Source organism: Spirilliplanes yamanashiensis (genome assembly GCF_016863475.1).
GTDB classification, from domain to species: Bacteria; Actinomycetota; Actinomycetes; order Mycobacteriales; family Micromonosporaceae; genus Spirilliplanes; species Spirilliplanes yamanashiensis.
The window spans coordinates 18,273-38,042 of the sequence record NZ_BOOY01000003.1 but is presented as its reverse complement, the minus strand read 5'-3'; the positions used below and the strand labels follow the sequence as shown (position 1 = coordinate 38,042).

General features: G+C 75.0%; 15 protein-coding genes. 4 read left to right on the top strand and 11 right to left on the bottom strand.

Going from position 1 to position 19,770, the window contains the following annotated elements:
* The first annotated feature begins 4 nt into the window (after window positions 1-4).
* From Sya03_RS02310 to Sya03_RS02300, 3 genes are all read left to right on the top strand, one after another.
* Entirely contained in the window at window positions 5-613 is a 609-nt protein-coding gene (locus tag Sya03_RS02310) for a TetR/AcrR family transcriptional regulator (RefSeq protein ID WP_203936447.1), read from the top strand.
* Window positions 614-621: 8 nt separating this feature from the next.
* Entirely contained in the window at window positions 622-1,848 is a 1,227-nt protein-coding gene (locus tag Sya03_RS02305; protein ID WP_203936446.1) for a serine hydrolase domain-containing protein, read from the top strand.
* 88 nt (window positions 1,849-1,936) lie between these two features.
* The gene (locus tag Sya03_RS02300; protein ID WP_203936445.1) at window positions 1,937-2,431 is read left to right on the top strand and encodes an excalibur calcium-binding domain-containing protein; all 495 of its coding nucleotides are present in this window, start codon (window positions 1,937-1,939) and stop codon (window positions 2,429-2,431) included.
* On the opposite strand, the gene Sya03_RS02295 is transcribed toward Sya03_RS02300, so the two are convergent.
* Window positions 2,428-2,844 carry a PLD nuclease N-terminal domain-containing protein gene (locus Sya03_RS02295; protein ID WP_203936444.1) on the bottom strand — a complete coding sequence of 139 codons (417 nt, stop codon included), beginning with the start codon at window positions 2,842-2,844 and terminating at the stop codon, window positions 2,428-2,430. The two genes, Sya03_RS02300 and Sya03_RS02295, sit on opposite strands and share 4 nt — an antisense overlap.
* A 155-nt stretch (window positions 2,845-2,999) precedes the next feature.
* On the opposite strand from Sya03_RS02295, the gene Sya03_RS02290 reads away from it, so the two are divergent.
* On the top strand, window positions 3,000-6,239 hold the full coding sequence (locus Sya03_RS02290; protein WP_203936443.1) for a TIR domain-containing protein: 3,240 nt from the start codon (window positions 3,000-3,002) through the stop codon (window positions 6,237-6,239).
* A gap of 98 nt (window positions 6,240-6,337) precedes the next feature.
* Here Sya03_RS02290 and Sya03_RS02285 read toward each other — a convergent pair whose 3' ends face one another.
* The 10 genes from Sya03_RS02285 to Sya03_RS02240 form a co-directional block, all read right to left on the bottom strand.
* The gene (locus tag Sya03_RS02285) at window positions 6,338-7,723 is read right to left on the bottom strand and encodes a chitinase (protein WP_239107067.1); all 1,386 of its coding nucleotides are present in this window, start codon (window positions 7,721-7,723) and stop codon (window positions 6,338-6,340) included.
* A 146-nt stretch (window positions 7,724-7,869) separates the two neighbouring features.
* The gene (locus Sya03_RS02280; RefSeq protein ID WP_203936441.1) at window positions 7,870-9,225 is read right to left on the bottom strand and encodes an ABC transporter ATP-binding protein; all 1,356 of its coding nucleotides are present in this window, start codon (window positions 9,223-9,225) and stop codon (window positions 7,870-7,872) included.
* Between the two features lie 59 nt (window positions 9,226-9,284).
* On the bottom strand, window positions 9,285-10,118 hold the full coding sequence (locus tag Sya03_RS02275) for a hypothetical protein (RefSeq protein WP_203936440.1): 834 nt from the start codon (window positions 10,116-10,118) through the stop codon (window positions 9,285-9,287).
* Between the two features lie 48 nt (window positions 10,119-10,166).
* Complete coding sequence (locus Sya03_RS02270; RefSeq protein ID WP_203936439.1) at window positions 10,167-10,382, bottom strand: hypothetical protein; 216 nt, start codon at window positions 10,380-10,382, stop codon at window positions 10,167-10,169.
* A 12-nt stretch (window positions 10,383-10,394) separates the two neighbouring features.
* Entirely contained in the window at window positions 10,395-13,835 is a 3,441-nt protein-coding gene (locus Sya03_RS02265; protein ID WP_203936438.1) for a cyclic nucleotide-binding protein, read from the bottom strand.
* 244 nt (window positions 13,836-14,079) lie between these two features.
* Entirely contained in the window at window positions 14,080-15,672 is a 1,593-nt protein-coding gene (locus Sya03_RS02260; protein WP_203936437.1) for a trypsin-like peptidase domain-containing protein, read from the bottom strand.
* Between the two features lie 63 nt (window positions 15,673-15,735).
* Window positions 15,736-17,298: a sensor histidine kinase gene (locus Sya03_RS02255; protein WP_203936681.1), complete on the bottom strand. Its 1,563-nt coding sequence runs from the start codon at window positions 17,296-17,298 to the stop codon at window positions 15,736-15,738.
* A 65-nt stretch (window positions 17,299-17,363) separates the two neighbouring features.
* Window positions 17,364-18,074, bottom strand: coding sequence for a response regulator transcription factor (locus tag Sya03_RS02250; protein WP_203936436.1), 711 nt, complete (start codon window positions 18,072-18,074; stop codon window positions 17,364-17,366).
* 75 nt (window positions 18,075-18,149) lie between these two features.
* Window positions 18,150-18,941, bottom strand: a complete 792-nt coding sequence (locus Sya03_RS02245) for a lysophospholipid acyltransferase family protein (protein ID WP_203936435.1) — start codon at window positions 18,939-18,941, stop codon at window positions 18,150-18,152.
* The gene (locus tag Sya03_RS02240; RefSeq protein ID WP_203936434.1) at window positions 18,938-19,693 is read right to left on the bottom strand and encodes a GNAT family N-acetyltransferase; all 756 of its coding nucleotides are present in this window, start codon (window positions 19,691-19,693) and stop codon (window positions 18,938-18,940) included. The genes Sya03_RS02245 and Sya03_RS02240 overlap by 4 nt, the downstream gene beginning before the upstream one ends.
* Window positions 19,694-19,770: the final 77 nt, after the last annotated feature.

The window sequence follows — 19,770 nt, the reverse complement described above, 5'->3', positions numbered from 1 at the left end:
GCATATGCCACGCACGACACCCGAGCGGTTCGCCTCCCTCACCGACGCGGCCATCGCGTTGATCGCGGAGTCCGGCATGCGCGGGCTCACCCACCGCGCCGTCGACGCCCGCGCCGGGCTGCCCGCCGGCACCGCGTCCGCGTACTTCCGCACCCGCAAGGCCCTCATCGAGGCCGTCGTGCGGCGCCTCGGCGACCTCGACGACGCCGACCAGCGCGCCCAGGGCGTCACCGGCGCACCCGGCGACCTCGACGCGCTCGCCGCCGGCGCCGCCGCCCTGCTCGACCGCTGGCTCAGCACCGGCCGCACCCGCACGCTCGCCCGCTACGCCTGCCTGCTCGAGGCCACCCACCACCCGGAGCTGCGCCCGGTGCTGGACTACGGCGTCGCCGTGCGCGCCCAGGCCCGCGACCTGCTCGCCGCGCTCGGCGCGCCCGACCCCGCCCGGCGCGGCGACCACTTCGTCGCCGCCGTCGACGGCCTGCTGTTCGACCGGCTCGCCGGGGCCGGCGCGCTCACCGCCCCCGCGCCGGGCACGGCCGCGAACCGGGCCGACCTCACCACGGCGATCCGCAACCTGCTGCACGCCGCGACGCGGCCCGACGTGCCATAGTCGTCGCCGTGACCGTGAGCCGCCGGGCCGTCCTGGGCGCCGGGCTGGCCGCCGCCCTCGCGGGCTGCGGCGCCCCGCCGCCGCCCCGGTCCGCGCCGGCGCCGAGCTCCGCACCGCCGCCGGCGCCCACGCCCGCCGCCTCGGCCGCCGCCTCCGCCGCGGCGCCGCCCCGGGTCGATCTCCGCCCGGCACTCGCGCGCTTCCTCGAACCACGGCCACGGCATCCCGGGTACGCGGGCGCGGTGGCGCTCGCCGTCCGCGGCGGCGGCGAGGTGGCCGGCCGCGCGGTCGTCGGCCACGCCCTGCGCTACGCCGCCGGCCCCCGCGAGCTGCCCGCCGCCCAGCGCGTGCCGATGCGCGCCGACAGCGTCTTCGACCTGGCCTCGCTCACGAAGGTGTACACGGCGATCCTCGTCCTGCAGCTGGTCGACGCCGGCCGGGTCGAGCTGGACGCGCCCGTCGCGGCGTACCTCAAGGGTTTCGGGAAGCGGGCCGTGACGGTCCGGATGCTGCTCACCCACACCGCGGGCCTGCCCGTCGGCACCGGCAGCCGCCCGGCCACGGCGGTGCCGCTGCTGCCCGGCGCCGTCCCCGGCACGACGTTCCGCTACTCCAGCGTCGGGCCCATGGTGCTGGCCCAGCTCGTCGAGAAGGTCACCGGCCGCCCGCTCGACGCGGCGCTGCGCGACGACGTCACCGGACCGCTCGGCCTGACCGGCACCGGGTTCCGCCCGCTGACCTGGGTCGGCGACCGCGACCGCCTGGTCGCCACGGACGCCCGGCGCGGGCTGCTGCGCGGCACCGTCCACGACGACGTGTGCCGCCGCCTCGGCGGCGTCGCCGGTCACGCGGGGGTGTTCGGCACGGCCGCCGACGTCGCCGCGATCGGCCGGCTCCTGCTCGGCGGCGGCGCCCTCGACGGCACCCGCCTGCTGTCCGCCCCGATCGTCCGCGAGATGCTCACCGACCAGAACGCGGGCAAACCGGCCGTCGACCCCGACCGGCCCGGCCGCACCGCCGCCCACGGCCTCGGCGTGGTGCTCGACCAGCCGTGGTTCATGGGCCGCCTGGCCGCCCCGGGGACGTTCGGCCACACCGGCTTCACCGGCACGTCCCTGCTCGTCGACCCGGCCCGCGACCTGGTGCTGGTGCTGCTCACCAACCGCGCCCACCCCGACTGGACGTGGTCCGACCCCGACGTGCACCGGGTCGCGGTGGCCGACCTGTTCGCCTGACCGCTGCGTCTGCGTTACCGCGTCTGCACCATCCGCCCGCGCCCGTTCGACGGCATCCTCTGTGGAACTTGTCTCCCCGGGAGCCCGCATGACCCGACCCCTGCCCAGCCTCAGCCGCACCGAGTTCTCCGTGGCGGTCGGCCTCACCACGGCCGCGGTCCTGCTGTGCTGCGGCGGCGCGGTCGCCATCGTCCGCGGCGCCGGCGCGACGGCGGAGCCGGCGGCCCGCCCGCTGGCCGCCGCACCGGCGTCCGCGCCGCCCTCCCCTTCGCCGTCCACCCCTGCGGAGCCCACGTCTGCGCCGCCCACGACCTCAGCCCCCGCTACTGCGGCGGCGGCACAGTCCGCCGCCGCCGTCGAGAAGTCCGTGGTGCCCACGCCGGCGCGCACGACCAGCAGGCCGAAGCCCAAGGCCACGACCCGGGCCCCCAAGCCGAAGCCGAAACCCAAGCCGAAGCCCAAGGTGTCCTACGCCAACTGCGCCGAGGTCCGCGCCGCCGGCGCCGCCCCGCTGCACCGCGGCGACCCCGGCTACTCCCGCAAACTCGACCGCGACGGCGACGGCACCGCCTGCGAGACCTAGGAGGTCTCCCCCTCGCGCCGGCGCAGCTCCTCCTCGCGCCGCTTGAGGTCGGCCTCCCACCGCGACAGCAGCTCCCGGTCCTCCCGGCCGCTGTCCCGGTCGCCTCCTCGATCGCCGAGGCCGGCGAGGAAGGCCGGGTCGTCGTCCGGCGCGACGGGCCGGCGCGGCCGCTGCGCCTCGGGGAACCCGGCCCCCGGCCGCCACGTCCCCGGCCGCGCGGCGCCGGACCGCCGGGGCCGCCCGGCCACGAACCAGACGATCGCGCCGACCGGCGAGAACAGCAGGATCAGCAGCACCCAGACGATCTTGGGCAGGTGGCGCACCTCGCCCTCGTCGGCGGAGACGCAGTCGATGAGCGCGACGACGAGCAGCAGCAGGTCGAGCACGAACAGCAGGCCATAGAGTCGGATCACGGCCGAGATCATGCCGGGTCCGGGGCGCTCCTGTCCGCCCCGTGCCGCCAGCGCGCGGCCCCGCGGATGTGTCCGATGCCGTGCTGCTCACTTCTCGGGCACACATTCACCGTGGAGAATGGCCGCCGCCGCTCGACTCGACACGGGGATCACGCATGACGTTCAACGGGTTCATCTCGTACAGCCATGCCGCCGACGGCCGCCTGGCGCCCGCCGTCCAACGCGGCCTGCACCACCTGGCGCGACCGTGGCACCGCCGCCGGGCGCTGTGGATCTTCCGCGACCAGACCGGGCTCGCCGTCACGCCGACCCTGTGGACGTCGATCCAGAAGGCGCTGGACGGCTCCGAGTACTTCGTGCTGATGGCCTCGCCCGAAGCCGCCCGCTCACCATGGGTCAACAAGGAGATCGACCACTGGGTCGCCACCAAGCCGCTCGACCGCATCCTGCCGGTGGTCACCGACGGCGAGTGGCGCTGGGACCCGGCCGCGGGCGACTTCAGCGCCGACTCCACCGCGGTGCCGCAGGCGCTGCGCGGGGGCGTGTTCGCCGAGGAACCGCTGTACCTCGACCTGCGCTGGGCGCGCGACGAGGACCAGCTGAGCCTGCGGCACTCCCGCTTCCGCGACGCGATCGCCCAGTTGGCCGCACCCATGCACGGGGTCAGCAAGGACGACCTGGAGGGCGAGGACGTCCGCCAGCACCGCCGCACGCGCAGGCTGTCATCGCTCGCCGCAGCGGCGCTGTTCGTGTTCGCGCTGGCCGCCGTCCTCACCGGCCTGCTGGCGATGCGCAACGCCGAGCGCGCGACAGATGCGACGGCCGCCGCCCACCACCAGGAGAAACTCGCGACGGAGCAACGCGGCAACGCCGAACGGTTCGCGGCCGACGCCCGCCGCTACGAGCACCTCACCGTGGTCGAGCAGGAGAAGGCGAAGCGGGCCGCCGCGGAGGCCGACACCCAGGAGGACCTGGCCCGCACGCAGAAGGCACGGGCCGCGCAGGCCTCCACCGAGGCAGAACGGCAACTGGCGAACGCCCGCTATCAGCGCGCCCTCGCTGCCACCGCCGCGGCGCGCGCCCAGGAGCAGCAGTTGCGCGCCCGCTCGGCGGTCGCCGAGGCGCGCGAGGCGCGGCAGGAGGCCCGCGCCCAGGAGCGGAACGCCGCCAAACAGGAGGCGGCGGCGCGGGAGGCCGCACGGGACGCGGCCGAGCAGAAGAAGAACGCCGAGGAACAGGAACGCCGGGCCCGCACCGCAGCCGCCGAGGCCGGCCGGCAGGAACAGACCGCGGTCGGCCGGCGCCTGATGAACCAGGCCGAGGCCAACCTGGCCGTCGACCCGCAGCTCGCGCTGCGACTCGGCGTGGCCGCCGACAGCCTCCAACCCGACGGCGGACTCCGCGGCGAACTCGCCAATCTCGTGACCACCAACCGCTTCGCCGGAGAGATCGACCGCCGCGTCGCAGAGGCCGCGCACTCGGCCACCGGACTCACGGCACTGCTGGAAAACTCGTCCACGGTCTCGCTCTGGCAGGCGTCCGCCGGCGCGGTCCCGGTCCAGGTGGGCACCGTCGACGCGGTGAGCGCAGCGGCGCCGATCGCTCTGAGCCGCGACGGCCGCACGCTCGCGCTCGAAGAGGAAGGCGGGGTACAGCTCTGGGATGTGAGCGAGCCGGCCCGTCCGATTCGGCGGTGGACGCTGCCCGGCTCGGAAGGAGTCGATCGGCTCTCCTTCAGTCCCGACGGGCGAACCCTGGCCGTCACCCTTCACCTGGACGGGACGGCGTTGTGGGATCTGTCCGACGCGACCACGGCGCCTCGGTTACGCCGCGGCGCCGCGGAATGGGCTGATGCCCGCGGCGTGACGTTCCGCTCGGACGGCAGGACCATGGTCACCATCGGTGACCACCCGGCAGTGTGGGACGTCAGTGACCCCGCTGGAGAACCGATTCGTCTGGCGGATGTCGGCGATGGCCCGCTGCACTTCGCTGCTTTCAGCCCGACCGGCAACACGCTGGTCACGAAGGCACCGAACGAGATGGTGCGCTTGTGGGATCTGTACAGTCCCGAATCCCCGGTTGAATCCGGTGCGATCAACACCTCCGGGGAGAGCGTGGACTCGATCTCCTTCAATCCGACCGGCGATCACCTCGCCGTGTCGACGATGGGCGACACCGTGTCGATCTACGAATTGGGGAGAACGCCGCGCAAGGTCGGCACGATCGACATCGCCGATCTCGCCCGGCCCGAGATCACCCCTGATGGGCGCCTGTTCAACCTTGACGGCATCGGGGTGACGATCTGGAACGTCTGGCCGCTCGGCGCTCCGCGCCTCGTCGGCCCACCGCTCGATGTGGACCTCATGGTTCAGGCCACAGCCTTCCTGTCCGAGGGAAAGACCCTGGCGGCGGCCAGTTCCTCGGGCAAGCTGACTCACTGGGACGCCACAGCGGATCCGCCCCGGCAGCGCGCTGAGGTCGACCTGCCTGGCGGCTACGTACACGAGGCGGCATTCGCTCCCGACGGACAGACCCTCGCCGTCAGCACACCCGACGGCCGGGTGACCCTGCTGGCCGTCGCCGACCCCGCACGGGTCCGGACCCTCGGCGAATTCCGGACGACGACGCCGGACTACCTCATGTCGATGACGTTCAGCCCCGACGGCCGCACTCTCGGCCTGCTCGGGTACTCGTCCATCGAACTGTGGGACGTCGCCCGCCCCGACCGCGCCGTCCGGCTGGGTGGCGCCGACGGCCTGAGCGTCACGAAGCGGAGCCATGCCGCCTTCAGCCCTGACGGACGCATCGTGGCCATTCCCACCAACGTCTCTCTGACGCTGGTCACTCCGAACGACACATCAACACTGACTCGCCTCGCCAGCCTGCCGTACCGCGATGCGCTGGTGTATTCGGCGGCGTTCAGCCCCGACGGCCGCACCTTGGCCCTGGGACACGGCGATCGCAGGGTGAGCCTCTGGGACGTCGCGGAAACCGACGCGCAGCCGTCTCTGATCACCTCGTTGTTCACCACGAGGAACCTCGTGGAGTCCGTCGGCTTCTCCCTCGACGGCAACACGCTCGCGGCCAGCGCGGGCAAGAAGCTGAACCTGTGGGACGTCAGTAAGCGCACCGCCCCGGTCCACCATCCCGCCACCGAGCTGTACCCGGGGTCGGCAACCGGCAACCTGCTGCGCTTCAGCCCCGACGGCCACACGCTGGCCGTTGCCGGCGACTCGCAGATGTCCGCGGCGCGCGTCATGCTGTGGGACTTCTCGGAACTGAACGCCGTCAGGGTCGACCCGGGCCGGTACGCCTGCGCCGTGCTCGATCGCGGCCTCAACGCCCGGGAATGGAAGATCTTCGTGCCGGAACGGCCGTACCGCCGCACCTGCTGACGCGTCGGGGCGGTACCCGCCGCCTGAGCCGGCCCTTCGGCGCGCACAAAGCGGCCCCCGGGAGTACCGGGGGCCGCTTTGCCGGGGGGCGGGTCGGCTCAGCCGAGACCGTTGAGGAACGGCTCGTGGCTGTTCTGGAACTCCCAGTTGTAGAACCTGTCCCAGTTGATCGACCAGGTCATGAGGCCACGGAAGTTCGGGTTGAGGCCCGAGCGCGGCTTGTACGTGCCGCATTGCGTGCCCTTGACGAGGCAGTTGACGGCGGCCTGGACGATCGGCGGGCCGACGTAGCCGCCACCGGCGCTGACGCCGGCGGGGGTGCCGAACGCGACCTGGTCCTCACGGAGGGCGGGGAACATGTTCGCCGGGTTCTTGGCGACGGGGAAGCCGGTGAGCAGCATGTCGGTCATCGCCACGTGGAAGTCCGAGTTGCCCGTGTTGTAGTACTGGTCGTCGAGACCCATGATCGGGCCCGAGTTGTAGTTCTGCACGTGCAGGACGGTCAGGTCGTTACGCAGCGCGTAGATGACCGGCAGGTACGCACCGGCACGCGCGTCCTGGCCGCCGAACGGGCCGGACCCGTAGAACTGGTAGCCGAGCTGAACGAAGAACGTCTCGGGGGCCATCGTCAACACGAAGCGCGAGCCGTACCTGGCCTTCAGGTCCTTCACCGCGGCGATCAGGTTGACGATCACCGGACTCGTCGGATTCTTGAAGTTGGTGTCGCCCGCATCCAGCTCCAGCGAATGCCCCTCGAGGTCGATGTCGATGCCGTCGAGCCCGAACCTGTCGATGATCGCCGACACCGTTCTCACGAACTCGTTGCGGGCGTTCTGGTTGATGAGCCGCACCTTGCCGTTCTGCCCACCGATGGAGAGCAGCACCTTCTTGCCGGCCCGGCGCTTCGCCTGAACCGCGGCGATGAACTCCGCCTCGGTCTCCACGTTCGGGCACTCGGCGACCGGGCAGAGCGCGAACCAGATCTTCCCCGAGGTCTCCTCGATGACCTTCGTTTCCGGATTCTTCGACTCTCCGAAGGACAGGTTGATGATGTCCCACGCGTCCGGCACGTCGGCCATGCGCACGTAGCCGGAACCGTTGTAGAACGTGGTGTGGTGGTAGCCGATGAGCGCGTGCTTCGGCAGCCCGGTGACCGGCGGTGACGTGGGCGGCGTGGTCGGCGGCGTGGTCGGCGGAGTCGTCGGCGGCGTGGTGGGGGGTGTCGTCGGAGGCGTGGTCGGCGGGGTCGTCGGCGGGCGGGTGGTCGGCGGGGTGGTCGGGGTCGTGCCGCCGCACGAGTCGAGATCGCGCCACAGTGACGGCGTCGCCGCCGGGTTCCAGCCCGTGCCCGCCCATGCCGTGTGCGACACCAGGGCCTGGTACGCCCGGCCGTTGTAGGACACCTGCTGGCCGGCGGCGTAGGTGCCGCCCTCCGCCCAGGCGGTGAATCCGCTGCAGTTCACGGCGGCGCTGGAGCTCGTCATCGGCAGGATCGCGACGGCTGTTCCGCCGACCGCGACCGCTATCGCGGTCAGGATCGCCGCCCTGCGGGACCTCAACGTCATGTGCCAGTCCTCCCACTTGCGCCGGACGCCACGGGCGGTGGCGTCTGGGCAAATTATTAGGACTGTTAACTGTAGTTGTCCAGACCTTCCTCGATGCGATGTTCATCGATCCGTATCCGGTCGCCGGCGCGGTCGAACAGCAGCAGCCGGTCGAGGTCCACCGCGAGCGTCAGCGTGTCGCCCGGGCGGGGCCGGTGGGCCACCGGCACCCGCACCGCGACCTCGCCCGCGGGCAGCGGTTCGCCCGGCAGTTCGCCGTCGTAGACGGGGTAGAAGCCGTACGGGGTGCGGGCCGTGGGGGCGGGCGGCTCGGTGCGCTGGTGCGGGATGAGGCGGGCGAGGCGCTGCATCAGCGGGGGTGGCGGGGCGTCCGGCGGTGGCGCGGGCAGCCGGCCGGGTTCGGGCAGCTCCAGGTGGGAGAACGCGTCGGACGTGCCGACGCCGCCGGTGTCGAGGTGGACGATCGCCTCGTGGCCGAGGTTCTCGACGCGGCGCACCTCGCCGCGCAGCGTGACCGTGCCGGGGGTGGGCGCGTCCACCACCGACAGCGCGTCGGCGCGCAGCGCCACCGTCACCCGCTCGGTGTGCCGGGCGGCCAGCCCGGCCGTGCGCGGGTCGTCCGGGGGCAGGGTCAGCGCCTGCTCGCCCAGGTCGAGGACCACCGAGCCGGCGTCGGCGTAGATCGCGGCCTCCAGCAGGGCCGGCCGCGGGACGCCGATGAACGCGGCCACGAACACCGTCTCCGGGTCGGCGTACACGACCTCGGGCGGGCCCGCCTGCTGCAGGACGCCCTTGCGCAGCACCGCCACCCGGTCCGCCATCGTCATGGCCTCGGCCTGGTCGTGCGTCACGTACAGCGTCGTGACCTCCAGCCGGTCGGCCAGGTCGGCGATCTCGGCGCGCAGCTCGGCGCGCACCCCCGCGTCGACGTTGGACAGCGGCTCGTCCAGCAGCAGCACCTCGGGGCGGCGCACGATCGCCCGGGCCATGGCGACCTTCTGCCGCTGGCCGCCCGACAGGTGCGCCGGCAGCCGGTTGAGCAGGTCGGCGATGCCCAGGTGGCGGGCCGACTCGGCGATGCGCTGGGCCACCTCGGGCGGGTCGTGGGCGCCGGCGCGCAGCGGGAAGCCGATGTTCTGCGCGACCGTCAGGTGCGGGTAGAGCGCGTAGTCGTGGAAGACCATCGCGATGCGGTGGTGGCGGGGGGTGTTCTCGTCGACGGGCTCGCCGTCGATGGTGACCCGGCCGCGGGTGGGCGCGTCCAGCCCGGCGACGAGGCGCAGCAGCGTGGACTTGCCGCAGCCGGTGGGCCCCAGCAGCACCATGAACTCGCCGGACGCGACGGTGAGGTCCAGGTTGTCGACGGCCACCGTGCCGTCATCGAAGATCTTCGTCAGCCCTTCAATGGCGATGGCGACCACCCGGACCACCTCCCGCCATCCATCGTCGGTGTCCGGAGGCGGTTGCGCCAGAGCAAGCGTTACTTTCGGCGCACCGTGCGATCGAGCCACCCGTCGCCGTCGTCGTCGTACATCACCGTCTCGAACACCCCGTCGTGGTCGCGGTCGTAGTGCGCGCGGTCCACCCGGTTGTCGCGGTCGTCGTCGTGGCCGGCGAAGTCGGCCCGGCCGTCGCCGTCGAGGTCGACGAGGATGTCGACGCCGCCGTCGGCCCGGCCGCGGTAGGTGGCGGGGTCCCAGCGGCCGTCGCCGTCGGCGTCGACCCGGTTGCGGTAGCCCTCCGGGGCCGCGCCGTCGCCGACCGGGCCGCCGAGCCCGGCGTCCTCCCGGGCCCGGACCGCCTCGTAGCCGGCCTGCGCCGCGGTCGTCACGACGCTCGCCACGCCGCGGGCCAGCGGCGACGCCTCCGCCGGGGCCGCGCCGAAGCCGGCCGAGCCGGCCGGGGCCGCGCCGAAGCCGCTGACGGCCCGCTCCGCGGGGCCCAGCTCCACGACGGCGGGCGCGGGGGCGGGCACCACGCCGAGCCCGGGCGGCGGGCCCGCGTCGTCGCCGGGCACCGAGTGGTACGCCGTGCCGCCGCCGAACCCGGACGCACCCGCCGGGGCGGCGCCGAAGCCCTGCTCCGCGCCGCCGCCGAGCAGGGGCCCGAACAGCCCGAACGCGCTCGACTTGGTGACCCGCCGCTCGACCTGCGACGGCGGGGCGCAGTCTCCCCCGGCCTGGCTGCACAGCAGCGCGACCTCGTCGGGGGTCAGGTCGTAGCCCGCCAGCGCGGGGCCGGGCGCGGCGGCCAGGGCGGCCGCGAAGCCGGGGTCGGTGAGCAGCCGCTCCAGGACCGCGTCGAAGTCACTCACGCCCCGACCGTAGCCAGCCGCCGCCCGGCCGGGCATGGCCCGACCGGGTCAGTCCAGTTCGGGCATGGGTACGGGCTGCGGCCGCGGCCGGCACGTGCCGCACTGCAGCGCCTCCTCGACGACCAGCGCCTCGGCCCGCCGCCGCGCCTCCGAGCGGTGCACCTGCAGCAGGTACGGGCCGAAGCGCGCGTGGTCCTCGCAGAGCCCCCGGGCGCAGAACCGGCACGACCCGCGCGCCGCCTTGGCGCAGAACCAGCAGAGCACGCAGGGACTCCCTCACAGGGCGGCCGGGCACTCGGCCACGGCCACGGACATCGGACTGCTCTCGGTGACCCGCTGGGCGGCGCTGGTGGCCGTCACGGTGAGGCTGACGGTCGAGCCGGCGTCGCCGGTGAGCGGGACGACCGCAGCGTAGCTGGTGCCCGAGCCGCTCATGGTGGCGACGACGCGGCCGCCCCGGCTGACGTTCACCGAGGTGGCGCCGGTGACGGTGGCGGTGACGCTGACCCGGCCCGAGCACTCCAGCGCGCCGGGGTCGACGCCGGTGACCAGGATCGCCGGCGGTTCGACGGTGGACTCCGTCGGCGTGGGGGTCGGCGTGCCCTCCGTGGGCGGCGGCGTCGTCGGGGTCGTGGTGGGCGTGGTCGTCGGCGTGGTGGTGCGCGGCGGCGTCGTCCGGGGCGTCGTGGGCGGCGGGTTGCCGGTGGTCGGCCCGGGACCGGGCGGGCCGTCCGGGTCGCCCGGGTCACCCGGGTCGCCGGGCCGGCCGGGGGTGCCGGGCGGGCCCGGGACGACGGGGGCGCCGGGGGTGGTCGGCAGCACGCTCGGCGCGCCGCTCGACGGGTCGAGCGACGGGGGCAGGCTGGGCTCGGCCGACGGCTCCGCGCTGGGCGTCTCGCTGGGGGTGCCCGCGGGCGGCTGGACCGGCACGCCGTCGCCGCAGCTCAGGTCGGCGTCGGCGGCCGGGATGGGGCTGCCGGCGGCGGTGACCCGGCCGGTGGCGACGGTGACCGCGGCGGGGTCGACGGCGTACCAGGCGGGGCCGTCGTTGACGACGTCGCCGGCGGTGCGCCGCACGGTGAGGGCGAGCGGCGCGAACGCGCTGCTGGTGCTGGCCGAGTCGGCCAGGACGCGCCCGCCGTCCAGGGTCAGCGCGGCGGCCGGCACCCGCTCGGCGCCCTCGGTGGTGCGCAGCTCGCCGACGGCGGCGCGGGTGCCCGCACACAGGACGGTCGCGCCGCCGCCGCGGAACGTCAGGCGCGCGGTGGACCGGTCGGCCACCTCGACGCGGTCGCCCGCGCCGACGTACCGGCGTTCGCCCTCCTCCAGGCGCACGGTGGCGCCCGCGACGGTGGCGGTGAGGCGGCCCCGCTCGGCGGTCAGCAGCGCCCGGTCGGACGCCATCTCGGCCCACGCCGGGCCGGGCCAGAGCACGTTCGCGGCGGTCAGCGCGGCGGCGAGCAGCAGCAGGAGCAGCACCAGCCACCACATGCGCTTCTCGAACCGGGTGTCGGCGGCGTCGTCGCCGCTCACCGGCGGCCCGGGCGGCACGGCCAGCGGCGGGTAGGAGTCGGTGGCGGCGTGACCCGCGGCGGGCGCCCGCCCGGCGTGGGCGGCGCTGTCGGCGCCGCGCACCGGGCCGCCGATGAGCGGCGGCAGGTCGGACGCGTCGGGCAGCACCCACAGCCGCACGGGGGTGCGGGCGAGCGCGACGGCGCCGGGGCTGCCCTCGCCGACCGGCCCGATCATCGTGCCGCGGCGCAGCTCGGTGCCGTCGGGCATGGCGATCACGCCGGACTCGACGACGACGGCGTGCGTCGGGCCGGGCAGGAAGACGGGCGCGCCGGGCTCGCAGTCGACGGGGTGGGCGGTGGCGAGCAGGCAGAGCCGCTCGTCCGGGCCGAGCGCGGCCAGCGCGGGCGTGTCGTCGAACAGCGACTCGGCCTCGGCCCGGTCGGCCGGCGGCGGGCCGGGCGGGGCGCCGATGACGCCGGCGACCACGGCGGGCGGCAGCGCGAGCAGGGTGGTGCCGGCGGTGTGCCAGTCGACGGAGGCGGGGCGGCCGGTGAGCGCGTTGGCCAGGCCGACCACGCCGCCCGGGCCGACGAGCTGGCGGATCGCGCCGCCCGGGTCGCCGGGGCGGCGCGACTGCATGGCGCCGTCCACGACGACGAACACGGCGGGCTGGGCGCCACCCGCGGCCACCATGCGGGTGCCGGACTCGGGGCGCACCCAGCGGGCCCGGCCGGCGAGGTGGGCGAGGGCGGGCGCGGACAGCCGGCCCAGCTCCGAGCCCTGCAGGGCGGCGAGCCGGCGGGGCAGGTCGGCGGCGCGGCGGCGCTCGGCGGCGCGGACGCGCAGGCGCCGCCACCGCTTGCCGAGCCAGCCGCCCAGCGCCCAGACCGCGGGCGAGAACACGCCGAGCACGACGGCGACGAGCAGCGCCCGGCCGGCCCAGCCCGAGTGCCACAGGCCGGTGGCGAGGCCCTCGACCCGGTCCGACCAGATCCGGTACGCGATGTTCGCGGCGACCGCCAGCCACAGCACGGCGACGATGCCGTACAGGGCGACGAGCCGGCCCTCGCGGTCGAGCGCGGTGAACCGCGGCGGGCGGCGGCGCAGGCGGGCGCCCACCCAGGCGAGGCCGCGGCCGCGCAGGTTCGGGATCTCCAGCCAGTCCATCAGCAGGTAGTAGCCGTCGAGGGCGACGAACGGGTTCAGGTTGAACAGCACGTTCAGGTACCAGGCGAACGACAGCGTGAAGGCGACCGGCGCGAACGCCGGCACGGCCAGGCCGGCGAGCTGCGCGGCCCCGGCGAGGAACAGGTTGATCGCCGGCCCGGCCGCGGTGGCCCGCAGGCGCGCGCGCCGCCCGGCCATCCACACGTCGGTGGTGTCGACGAAGACGCTGGGGATGCCGAAGTAGACGAGCAGCCCGGCGGTGGGCACGCGCCGGCCGGCGTGCTTGGTGGCCAGGGCGTGGCCCAGCTCGTGGCAGGCCAGCGCGAACACGTTCAGGGCGAGCAGCACCAGCGCGCCGGTGACGTACGAGCCGCCGCTGAGGAACACCGACCGGCTGCCGGTGAACCAGGCGGTGCCGAACAGGCCGAGGCCGGCGGCGGCGACGAGGGCGGCCAGCCAGGCGACCGGGCGGGTGAAGAACAGCCGCCCGCCCGCCCGGTACAGCAGCGTCACGAGGGGGTCGGCGTTCGCGACGACCATCCGCCGCCCGCGCGCGACGGCGAGCGCGGCCGCGCCCGCCCGGACCGGCAGCGGCCGGCGGCGCACCTGGGCGAGCGACTGGAACGCGTCGACGGGCAGTTCGTCGAGCATCCGGTTGGCGGCCAGGTCGGCGACGACGCGGCGGACCTGGTCGGGCGCGAGCCGCCCGGCGAGGCGGGCGAACTCGGCGACGAGCCGGGCGACGGTGAGGGACCCGTCCATGAGCTGGGCGAGCTGCCACTCCTCGGGGGTGAGGCGCAGGTAGCAGGCGGCGGAGTCGTGGTCGGGCGAGCGCAGCATCACGTACGGCAGGCCGCGCGCGCTGGTCAGCTCGGCGACCTCGATGCCGGCGCGCAGCACCGGCCGGGCACGGGCCGGGTTCAGCCGGTCGTGGACGGCGCTCCACAGGCCCGGGTCCCCGGCGTCGACCGGGCGACCGGGCGAGCGCCCGGCGACCGCCTCCCAGAGACTGACCCGGGTCTCGACATAGGTCACGTGGCCTGGCCTCCCCATCCGCCAACGGCTTCGGAGACTACGGGCCGCGATCGGGCGAACGCGAGAGCCGATCAGCTATTTGGCCGACAGGCCGATGACGCGATCGACGCCCCGTGAACGTGACTTCACGGAGCGTCGACAAAGGGGTCAGGCGGTGGGTGGTGGCGACCGACCCCCTCGGTCACCACCGCCCACCGCCCCGGGGCGGCGCCGCGCCCGTGGCCAGGCGCGGCGCCAGGGTTCGTCAGGGGGCCTCGGCGAGCGTCGCCTGGGCCGTCGCCTCCTGGCCGTTGCGGGTGTAGGTGACGGTCACCTGCTGGCCGACCGTGCCGGACTGCACCGCGGAGATCACGTCGTCGGAGTCGCCGACCACCTTGTCGCCGACCTTGGTGATGACGTCGCCCTCGCGCAGGCCGGCCTTGGCGGCCGGGCCGTTGGCGGTGACGCTGCCGACCACCGCGCCGGTCACACCGGCCGACTCGGTCAGGCTGACGCCGAGGTACGGGTGGCTCACCTTCTCGCCCTTCATCAGGGCGTTCGCGACGGCACTGGCCTTGTCGCTCGGGATGGCGAAGCCGACGCCGATGTTGCCGGTCGACTGGCCGGAGGTCGCGATGGCGGTGTTGATGCCGACCACCTCGCCGTTCGTGTTGACCAGCGCGCCGCCCGAGTTGCCCGGGTTGATGGCGGCGTCGGTCTGCAGCAGGCCCGAGATGGACGTGACCGACTGCTGGCCCTGCTCCTGGCCGAACGGGTTGCTGGGCTGACCCTCCTCGGAGGACCGGATGGTGCGGTCCTTGGCGCTGATGATGCCGTAGGTGACCGAGCCCTCCAGGCCGAGCGGGCTGCCCAGCGCCAGCACCGAGTCGCCGACCTTCATGTCCGCGCTCTTGCCGAACGCCGCGAACTTCAGTCCGCTGACCCCCTCGGCCTTGACGACGGCCAGGTCGGTGCGCGGGTCGGTGCCGACGATGCGGGCGGTGGCCGTCCGGCCGTCGGAGAACGCGACCTGCACGGTCTCGCCGCGCGCCGACGCCACCACGTGGTTGTTCGACAGGATGAAGCCGTCGGCGGTGAGCACCACGCCGGAGCCCTCGCCGTTGCCCGTGCTGATCGACACGACGGCCGGCTGCACCTGCTCGGCGATCTGGGCGAACGACTGCGTGTTCACCGTCCGGCTGGCGGTGGTGTTGCTGTTGCTGACCGTGGCGGTGCCGCCGGTGTCGTCCTGCAGGGCCAGGGCCGCCCACGCGCCGACGCCGCCCGCGCCGAGCGCCAGGACGACCGCCGCCGCCCCGGCCGCGAGGATGGTGCGGCCGCGGCCCGGCCGGCCCGGGGGCTGCTGGCCGACGTTGGTCGCCCACGGCGGCAGCGGCGGCTCGGTGCCCTGCGGCGCGTCACCGGGGCGGCCGCCGAACTGGCCCGCCTGCCAGGGCTGCTGCGGCGCGCCGTAGGGGGCCTGCTGCTGGGCGTACGGGTACGGGGCGCCGTGCGGCGCCTGCTGCTGCCAGCCGTGCTGCGGCGCGGGCGGCTGCCAGCCGCCGGGCCGGCCGTACGCGGGGGCGCCGGAGGCCGGGGCGGCCGGGGCGCCGTAGCCGCCGTGGCCGCCGGGGGCGTCCGGCGCCGGGGCGGCGGGGCCTTCCGGGGTCGGCGGGGCGTAGGGGTGCGCGGGCGCGGCCGGCGGCTGGTCGGCCGTCGCCTCACCGCGCAGCTGCGCGGTGGTGTCGGACTCGTCCCGCTCCGGCATGGGGTCGCGGGAGGCGTCCGCGGACCGGTGCGACGGCTCCTCGGGCGAGGAGGCGCCGTGTCGCTGCGGGTTCGTCTCGGTGTCGTTCATGTCGTTCACGATGCCCTCCGCGCCTACGACCAACCTGTAGCCGTCCTGGAAGTATTCTGAGAACTATTGATCTTGGGCCGAGCCGGCCGGCACCAGCGGCAGCCGGACCCGGAACACGGTTCCCTCGCCCGGCGTGCTCTGCACCTCGACGCGGCCGTGGTGGGCCGCCACGATCGCCGCGACGATCGCCAGGCCGAGCCCGGTGCCGGTCACCGTGTCGGCGCGCCGGGTGCGGGCGGCGTCCGCCCGGTAGAACCGCTCGAAGACGCGTTCCTGCTGCTCGGCGGTGAGCCCGGGGCCGGTGTCGGCCACCTCCAGCACGGCCAGGTTGCCCGGCTCGGCGTACAGCCGCAGCGTGATCGACGCCTCCGGCGGGGTGTGCGTCACCGCGTTCGTCATCAGGTTGCCGACGACCTGCCGCAGCCGGGCGTCGTCGCCGTACGCGACCAGCTTCTCCGCCGAGTCGCGCACCTCCAGCTCGATCGCCCGGTCCGGCGCGGCCACCCGGGCGGCCTGCACCGCGTCGACGGCCAGCACGGGCAGCTCGACGGGCGCCAGCACCAGCGGCCGCTCCCGGTCGAGCCGGGCGAGCAGCAGCAGGTCCTCCACGAGCAGGCCCATCCGGCGCGCCTCGTCCTCGATGCGACGCACCAGCTTGGCGGCGTCCTCCGGCGACGCGGCCGCGCCCTGCCGGTACAGCTCGGCGAAGCCGCGGATGGTGGTCAGCGGGGTGCGCAGCTCGTGCGACGCGTCGGCGACGAACTGGCGCATCCGGGTCTCCGACCGCACCGCCCGCGCCTCGGACTCCTGCGCGGCGGCGGCCGCGTCCCGGGCGCTCGACTCGGCGGCCCGGGCGGCGGTCTCGGACTGCGCCCGCGCCATGAACGCCATCTCGATCTGGGCGAGCATCGCGTTCAGCGCCCGCGACAACCGCCCCAGCTCGGACCGGGGCTCCGGATGGCCGGGTTCGGGGTCGGGCACGCGCTGGGTGAGGTCGCCCGCGGCGATCGCGGCGGCGGTCTGCTCGATCTGCACGAGCGGCCGCAGGCTGGTGCGCACCATGGCCGCGCCGACGGCCGCGAGGGCGATCAGCGCCCCGCCGCCGACCAGCAGGTCGACCAGGATGAGCCGTTTCACCGACTCCTCCAGGTCCGTCATCATGCGGCCGACCTGCAGGTACGTGGCGCCGTCGCGCAGCGGGACGACGATCATCCGCCAGTGGTGCCGGCCGTTGAGCGAGTTGACCGTGAACGGCTGCGAGCCGACGCCCAGCCGCTTCTTGAACTGGTCGGGACCCGCCACCATGGGCGGCAGGTCCGCGGCGGGCACGTTGATGAACACGTCGGCGATGTTCACCCGCTGCCCGTTGACGTCGGTGAACGCGATGACGTACTCGTGCGGCAGGTAGGTGGTGCCGCCGCGCCGGCTGTTCGCGGCGGCCTCGGCGGTCGCGGCGTACGACACCAGCTCGTCGTCGAGGCGTTCCACCAGGTAGAGCCGCAGCGCCACCGTGCTGGCCACCGCGATGAGCACGAGCGCCGCCGACACCAGCGCCAGCACCGCGGCCACCAGCTTCACCCGCAGCGGGATGCTGCGCAGCTTGGCGCCCCACTGCTGGGGCGCCAGGCGGCGGGCGAGCGGCGGCCGGCCGGGCGGCGGCTCGACCGGCAGCACCGTCAGCGGCGTATGGGTCACGCCGCGGGCTTGCGCAGGACGTACCCGACGCCGCGCAGCGTGTGGATGAGCCGCGGCTGCACGTTGTCGACCTTGCGGCGCAGGTACGAGATGTACGACTCGACGATGTTGTCGTCGCCGCGGAAGTCGTAGTTCCACACGTGGTCGAGGATCTGCGCCTTGGACAGCACCCGGTTGGCGTTGAGCATGAGGTAGCGCAGCAGCTTGAACTCGGTCGGCGACAGCTGCACCCGGTTGCCCGCCCGGTAGACCTCGTGGGTCTCCTCGTCGAGTTCCAGGTCGGCGAACGTCAGCCGGGCCGGCACCTCCTGACCGGCCGATGTGCGGCGCAGCACGGCCCGGATGCGGGCGGTGAGCTCCTCCAGGCTGAACGGCTTGGTGACGTAGTCGTCGCCGCCGAGGGTGAGCCCGCGGATCTTGTCGTCGGTGGCGTCGCGGGCGGTCAGGAACACCACCGGGGTACGGGTGCCGTCGGCGCGCAGCAGCCGGATGACCTCGAAGCCGTCGAGGTCGGGCAGCATGACGTCGAGCACCACCAGGTCGGGCCGGCCGTCCTTCGCGGCGGTGACGGCGGCGCTGCCGCTGGTGGCCGTGCGCACGTCGAAGCCGGCGAACTTGAGGCTCGCGGAGAGCAGCTCGAGGATGTTGGGATCGTCCTCGACGACGAGCAGCTTCGCCTCGGGGGCGGCAGTCTGGGCAGCGGCCATGCGGCCCATTCTGGTCCGGTCTCCTGACGCCCCGCTGGGCGCATCCTGAAAACCACCTGTGAGCGCGAAACTGCCTCAGGCGGCGAGCGTGAAGCCGTGCCCGGGCGCGGCGGGCGGGCTGACCGCCGCGGCGGCGGCGCGGGCCAGCACCCGGCGGCTGGCGCCCGGCTCGGGGTGCAGCGGGGCGCCGACGGTGAGGGTGACGGTGAGGCGGCGGGCGGCCGTGACGCGCCGGATCGAGGCGTAGAGGGTGTCGTCGCCGACGAACGCGGCGGCGGGCGAGTCGTACCGGATGTCCAGCGGCACCACCGGCGCGCCGGCGTCGACGGCGGCCTGGAACAGCGCGGGCCGGAACGCGCCGCGGCCGGCCCCGCAGGTGGTGGTGCCCTCGGGGAACGCGGCCACCGAGCGGCCCCGGCGCAGCGCGGCGGCGACCGCGCCGACCGTGGCGGGCAGCGTGCGCGGCCGCGTCCGGTCGATGAAGATCGTGCCGCCCGCGGCGGCGACCGCGCCGACGACCGGCCAGGCGCGGACGTCGTGCTTGGCGACGATGCTGGCCGGGCCCAGCGCGAGCAGCACCAGCGGGTCGAGCCACGAGACGTGGTTGGCGACCAGCAGCGCGCCGGGCCGCAGCCGGCGGCCGCGCACGACGAGCCGCACGCCGAGCGCGCGCAGCGCGGCCCGGGCGATGCCCCGCACGAGCGCCTGCCGGACCCGCCGGCCGGGCACGCACAGCGCCAGGACGGCGCCGCCGGCGATGACGGCGGCCAGCGTCAGGATCCGGGCGGCGCGGGCCCGCCCGGCCGGGGGCAGACACGCCGCCCCGCAGGCCGAGCGGGGCTGCCACAGGGTCGCCGCGGTGGTCATCGCGTCGCCCCGAGGAAGTGCCGGCGGTACCGCGGGTCCATCCGGTCCATGCTGAGCAGCACGTACAGGTCGGCGCAGCGGAAGTCGGGGTCGTGCGCGGGCGGGCCGGCGACCCAGCTGCCCAGGCGCAGGTAGCCGCGCAGCAGCGGCGGGATCTCGGCGCGGGCGGCGGGCGGCCCGTCGTAGGTGAAGGGGCGGCGGGGTGTGACCCGCAGCGCCGGCGGGGCCAGGTGCTTCTCGCGCACCTTCTCCCACACGGCGGCCGCGCCGGCCCCGCCGTCGTCCAGCGGGATCGAGGCGCAGCCGCCCAGCCAGCGCAGGTTGTTCAGGTGCAGGTAGCGGGCGATGCCCGCCCACATCAGGTTGACCACGGCGCCGGAGCGGTGGTCGGGGTGCACGCAGGAGCGGCCGATCTCGACCAGCTGGTCGCGCAGCGGCCGCAGCCCGCCCAGGTCGAACTCGGCGTCGGCGTAGCGGCGCCCGGCCCGCTCCGCGCGCTGCGGGGTGAGCATCCGGTACGTGCCCACGACCGCGCCGCTCGCGTCGTCGCGGACGATCAGGTGGTCGCAGAACTCGTCGAAGGGGTCGACGTCGCGCCCGTCGGGGCCCGGGGGGAGGGTGGCGCCGAGCTCTCCGGCGAACACGTCGTGCCGGAGGCGCTGCGCGGCCGCGACGAGACTCGCGTCGTCGGCGATCAGCAGGGAGTAGCCGCTGGTCCCGGTGGGTGCGGGAGCCGTCATCAGAACTGCCATGGCATCTGTGTAAGGGCGCTCACCGGCGGCGGCGTGTCGCGCGCGGTCGATAAACGTGACCATTGCGTGAACGTGAA

What these genes read in the sequence shown, in the direction of transcription:
- Sya03_RS02300 (WP_203936445.1), top strand. Translation starts at nt 1,937, where the DNA reads ATGACCCGACCCCTGCCCAGCCTCAGCCGCACCGAGTTCTCCGTGGCG.
- Sya03_RS02285 (WP_239107067.1), bottom strand. Translation starts at nt 7,723, where the DNA reads ATGACGAGCTCCAGCGCCGCCGTGAACTGCAGCGGATTCACCGCCTGG.
- Sya03_RS02310 (WP_203936447.1), top strand. Translation starts at nt 5, where the DNA reads ATGCCACGCACGACACCCGAGCGGTTCGCCTCCCTCACCGACGCGGCC.
- Sya03_RS02260 (WP_203936437.1), bottom strand. Translation starts at nt 15,672, where the DNA reads ATGAACGACACCGAGACGAACCCGCAGCGACACGGCGCCTCCTCGCCC.
- Sya03_RS02245 (WP_203936435.1), bottom strand. Translation starts at nt 18,941, where the DNA reads ATGACCACCGCGGCGACCCTGTGGCAGCCCCGCTCGGCCTGCGGGGCG.
- Sya03_RS02250 (WP_203936436.1), bottom strand. Translation starts at nt 18,074, where the DNA reads ATGGCCGCTGCCCAGACTGCCGCCCCCGAGGCGAAGCTGCTCGTCGTC.
- Sya03_RS02240 (WP_203936434.1), bottom strand. Translation starts at nt 19,693, where the DNA reads ATGGCAGTTCTGATGACGGCTCCCGCACCCACCGGGACCAGCGGCTAC.
- Sya03_RS02290 (WP_203936443.1), top strand. Translation starts at nt 3,000, where the DNA reads ATGACGTTCAACGGGTTCATCTCGTACAGCCATGCCGCCGACGGCCGC.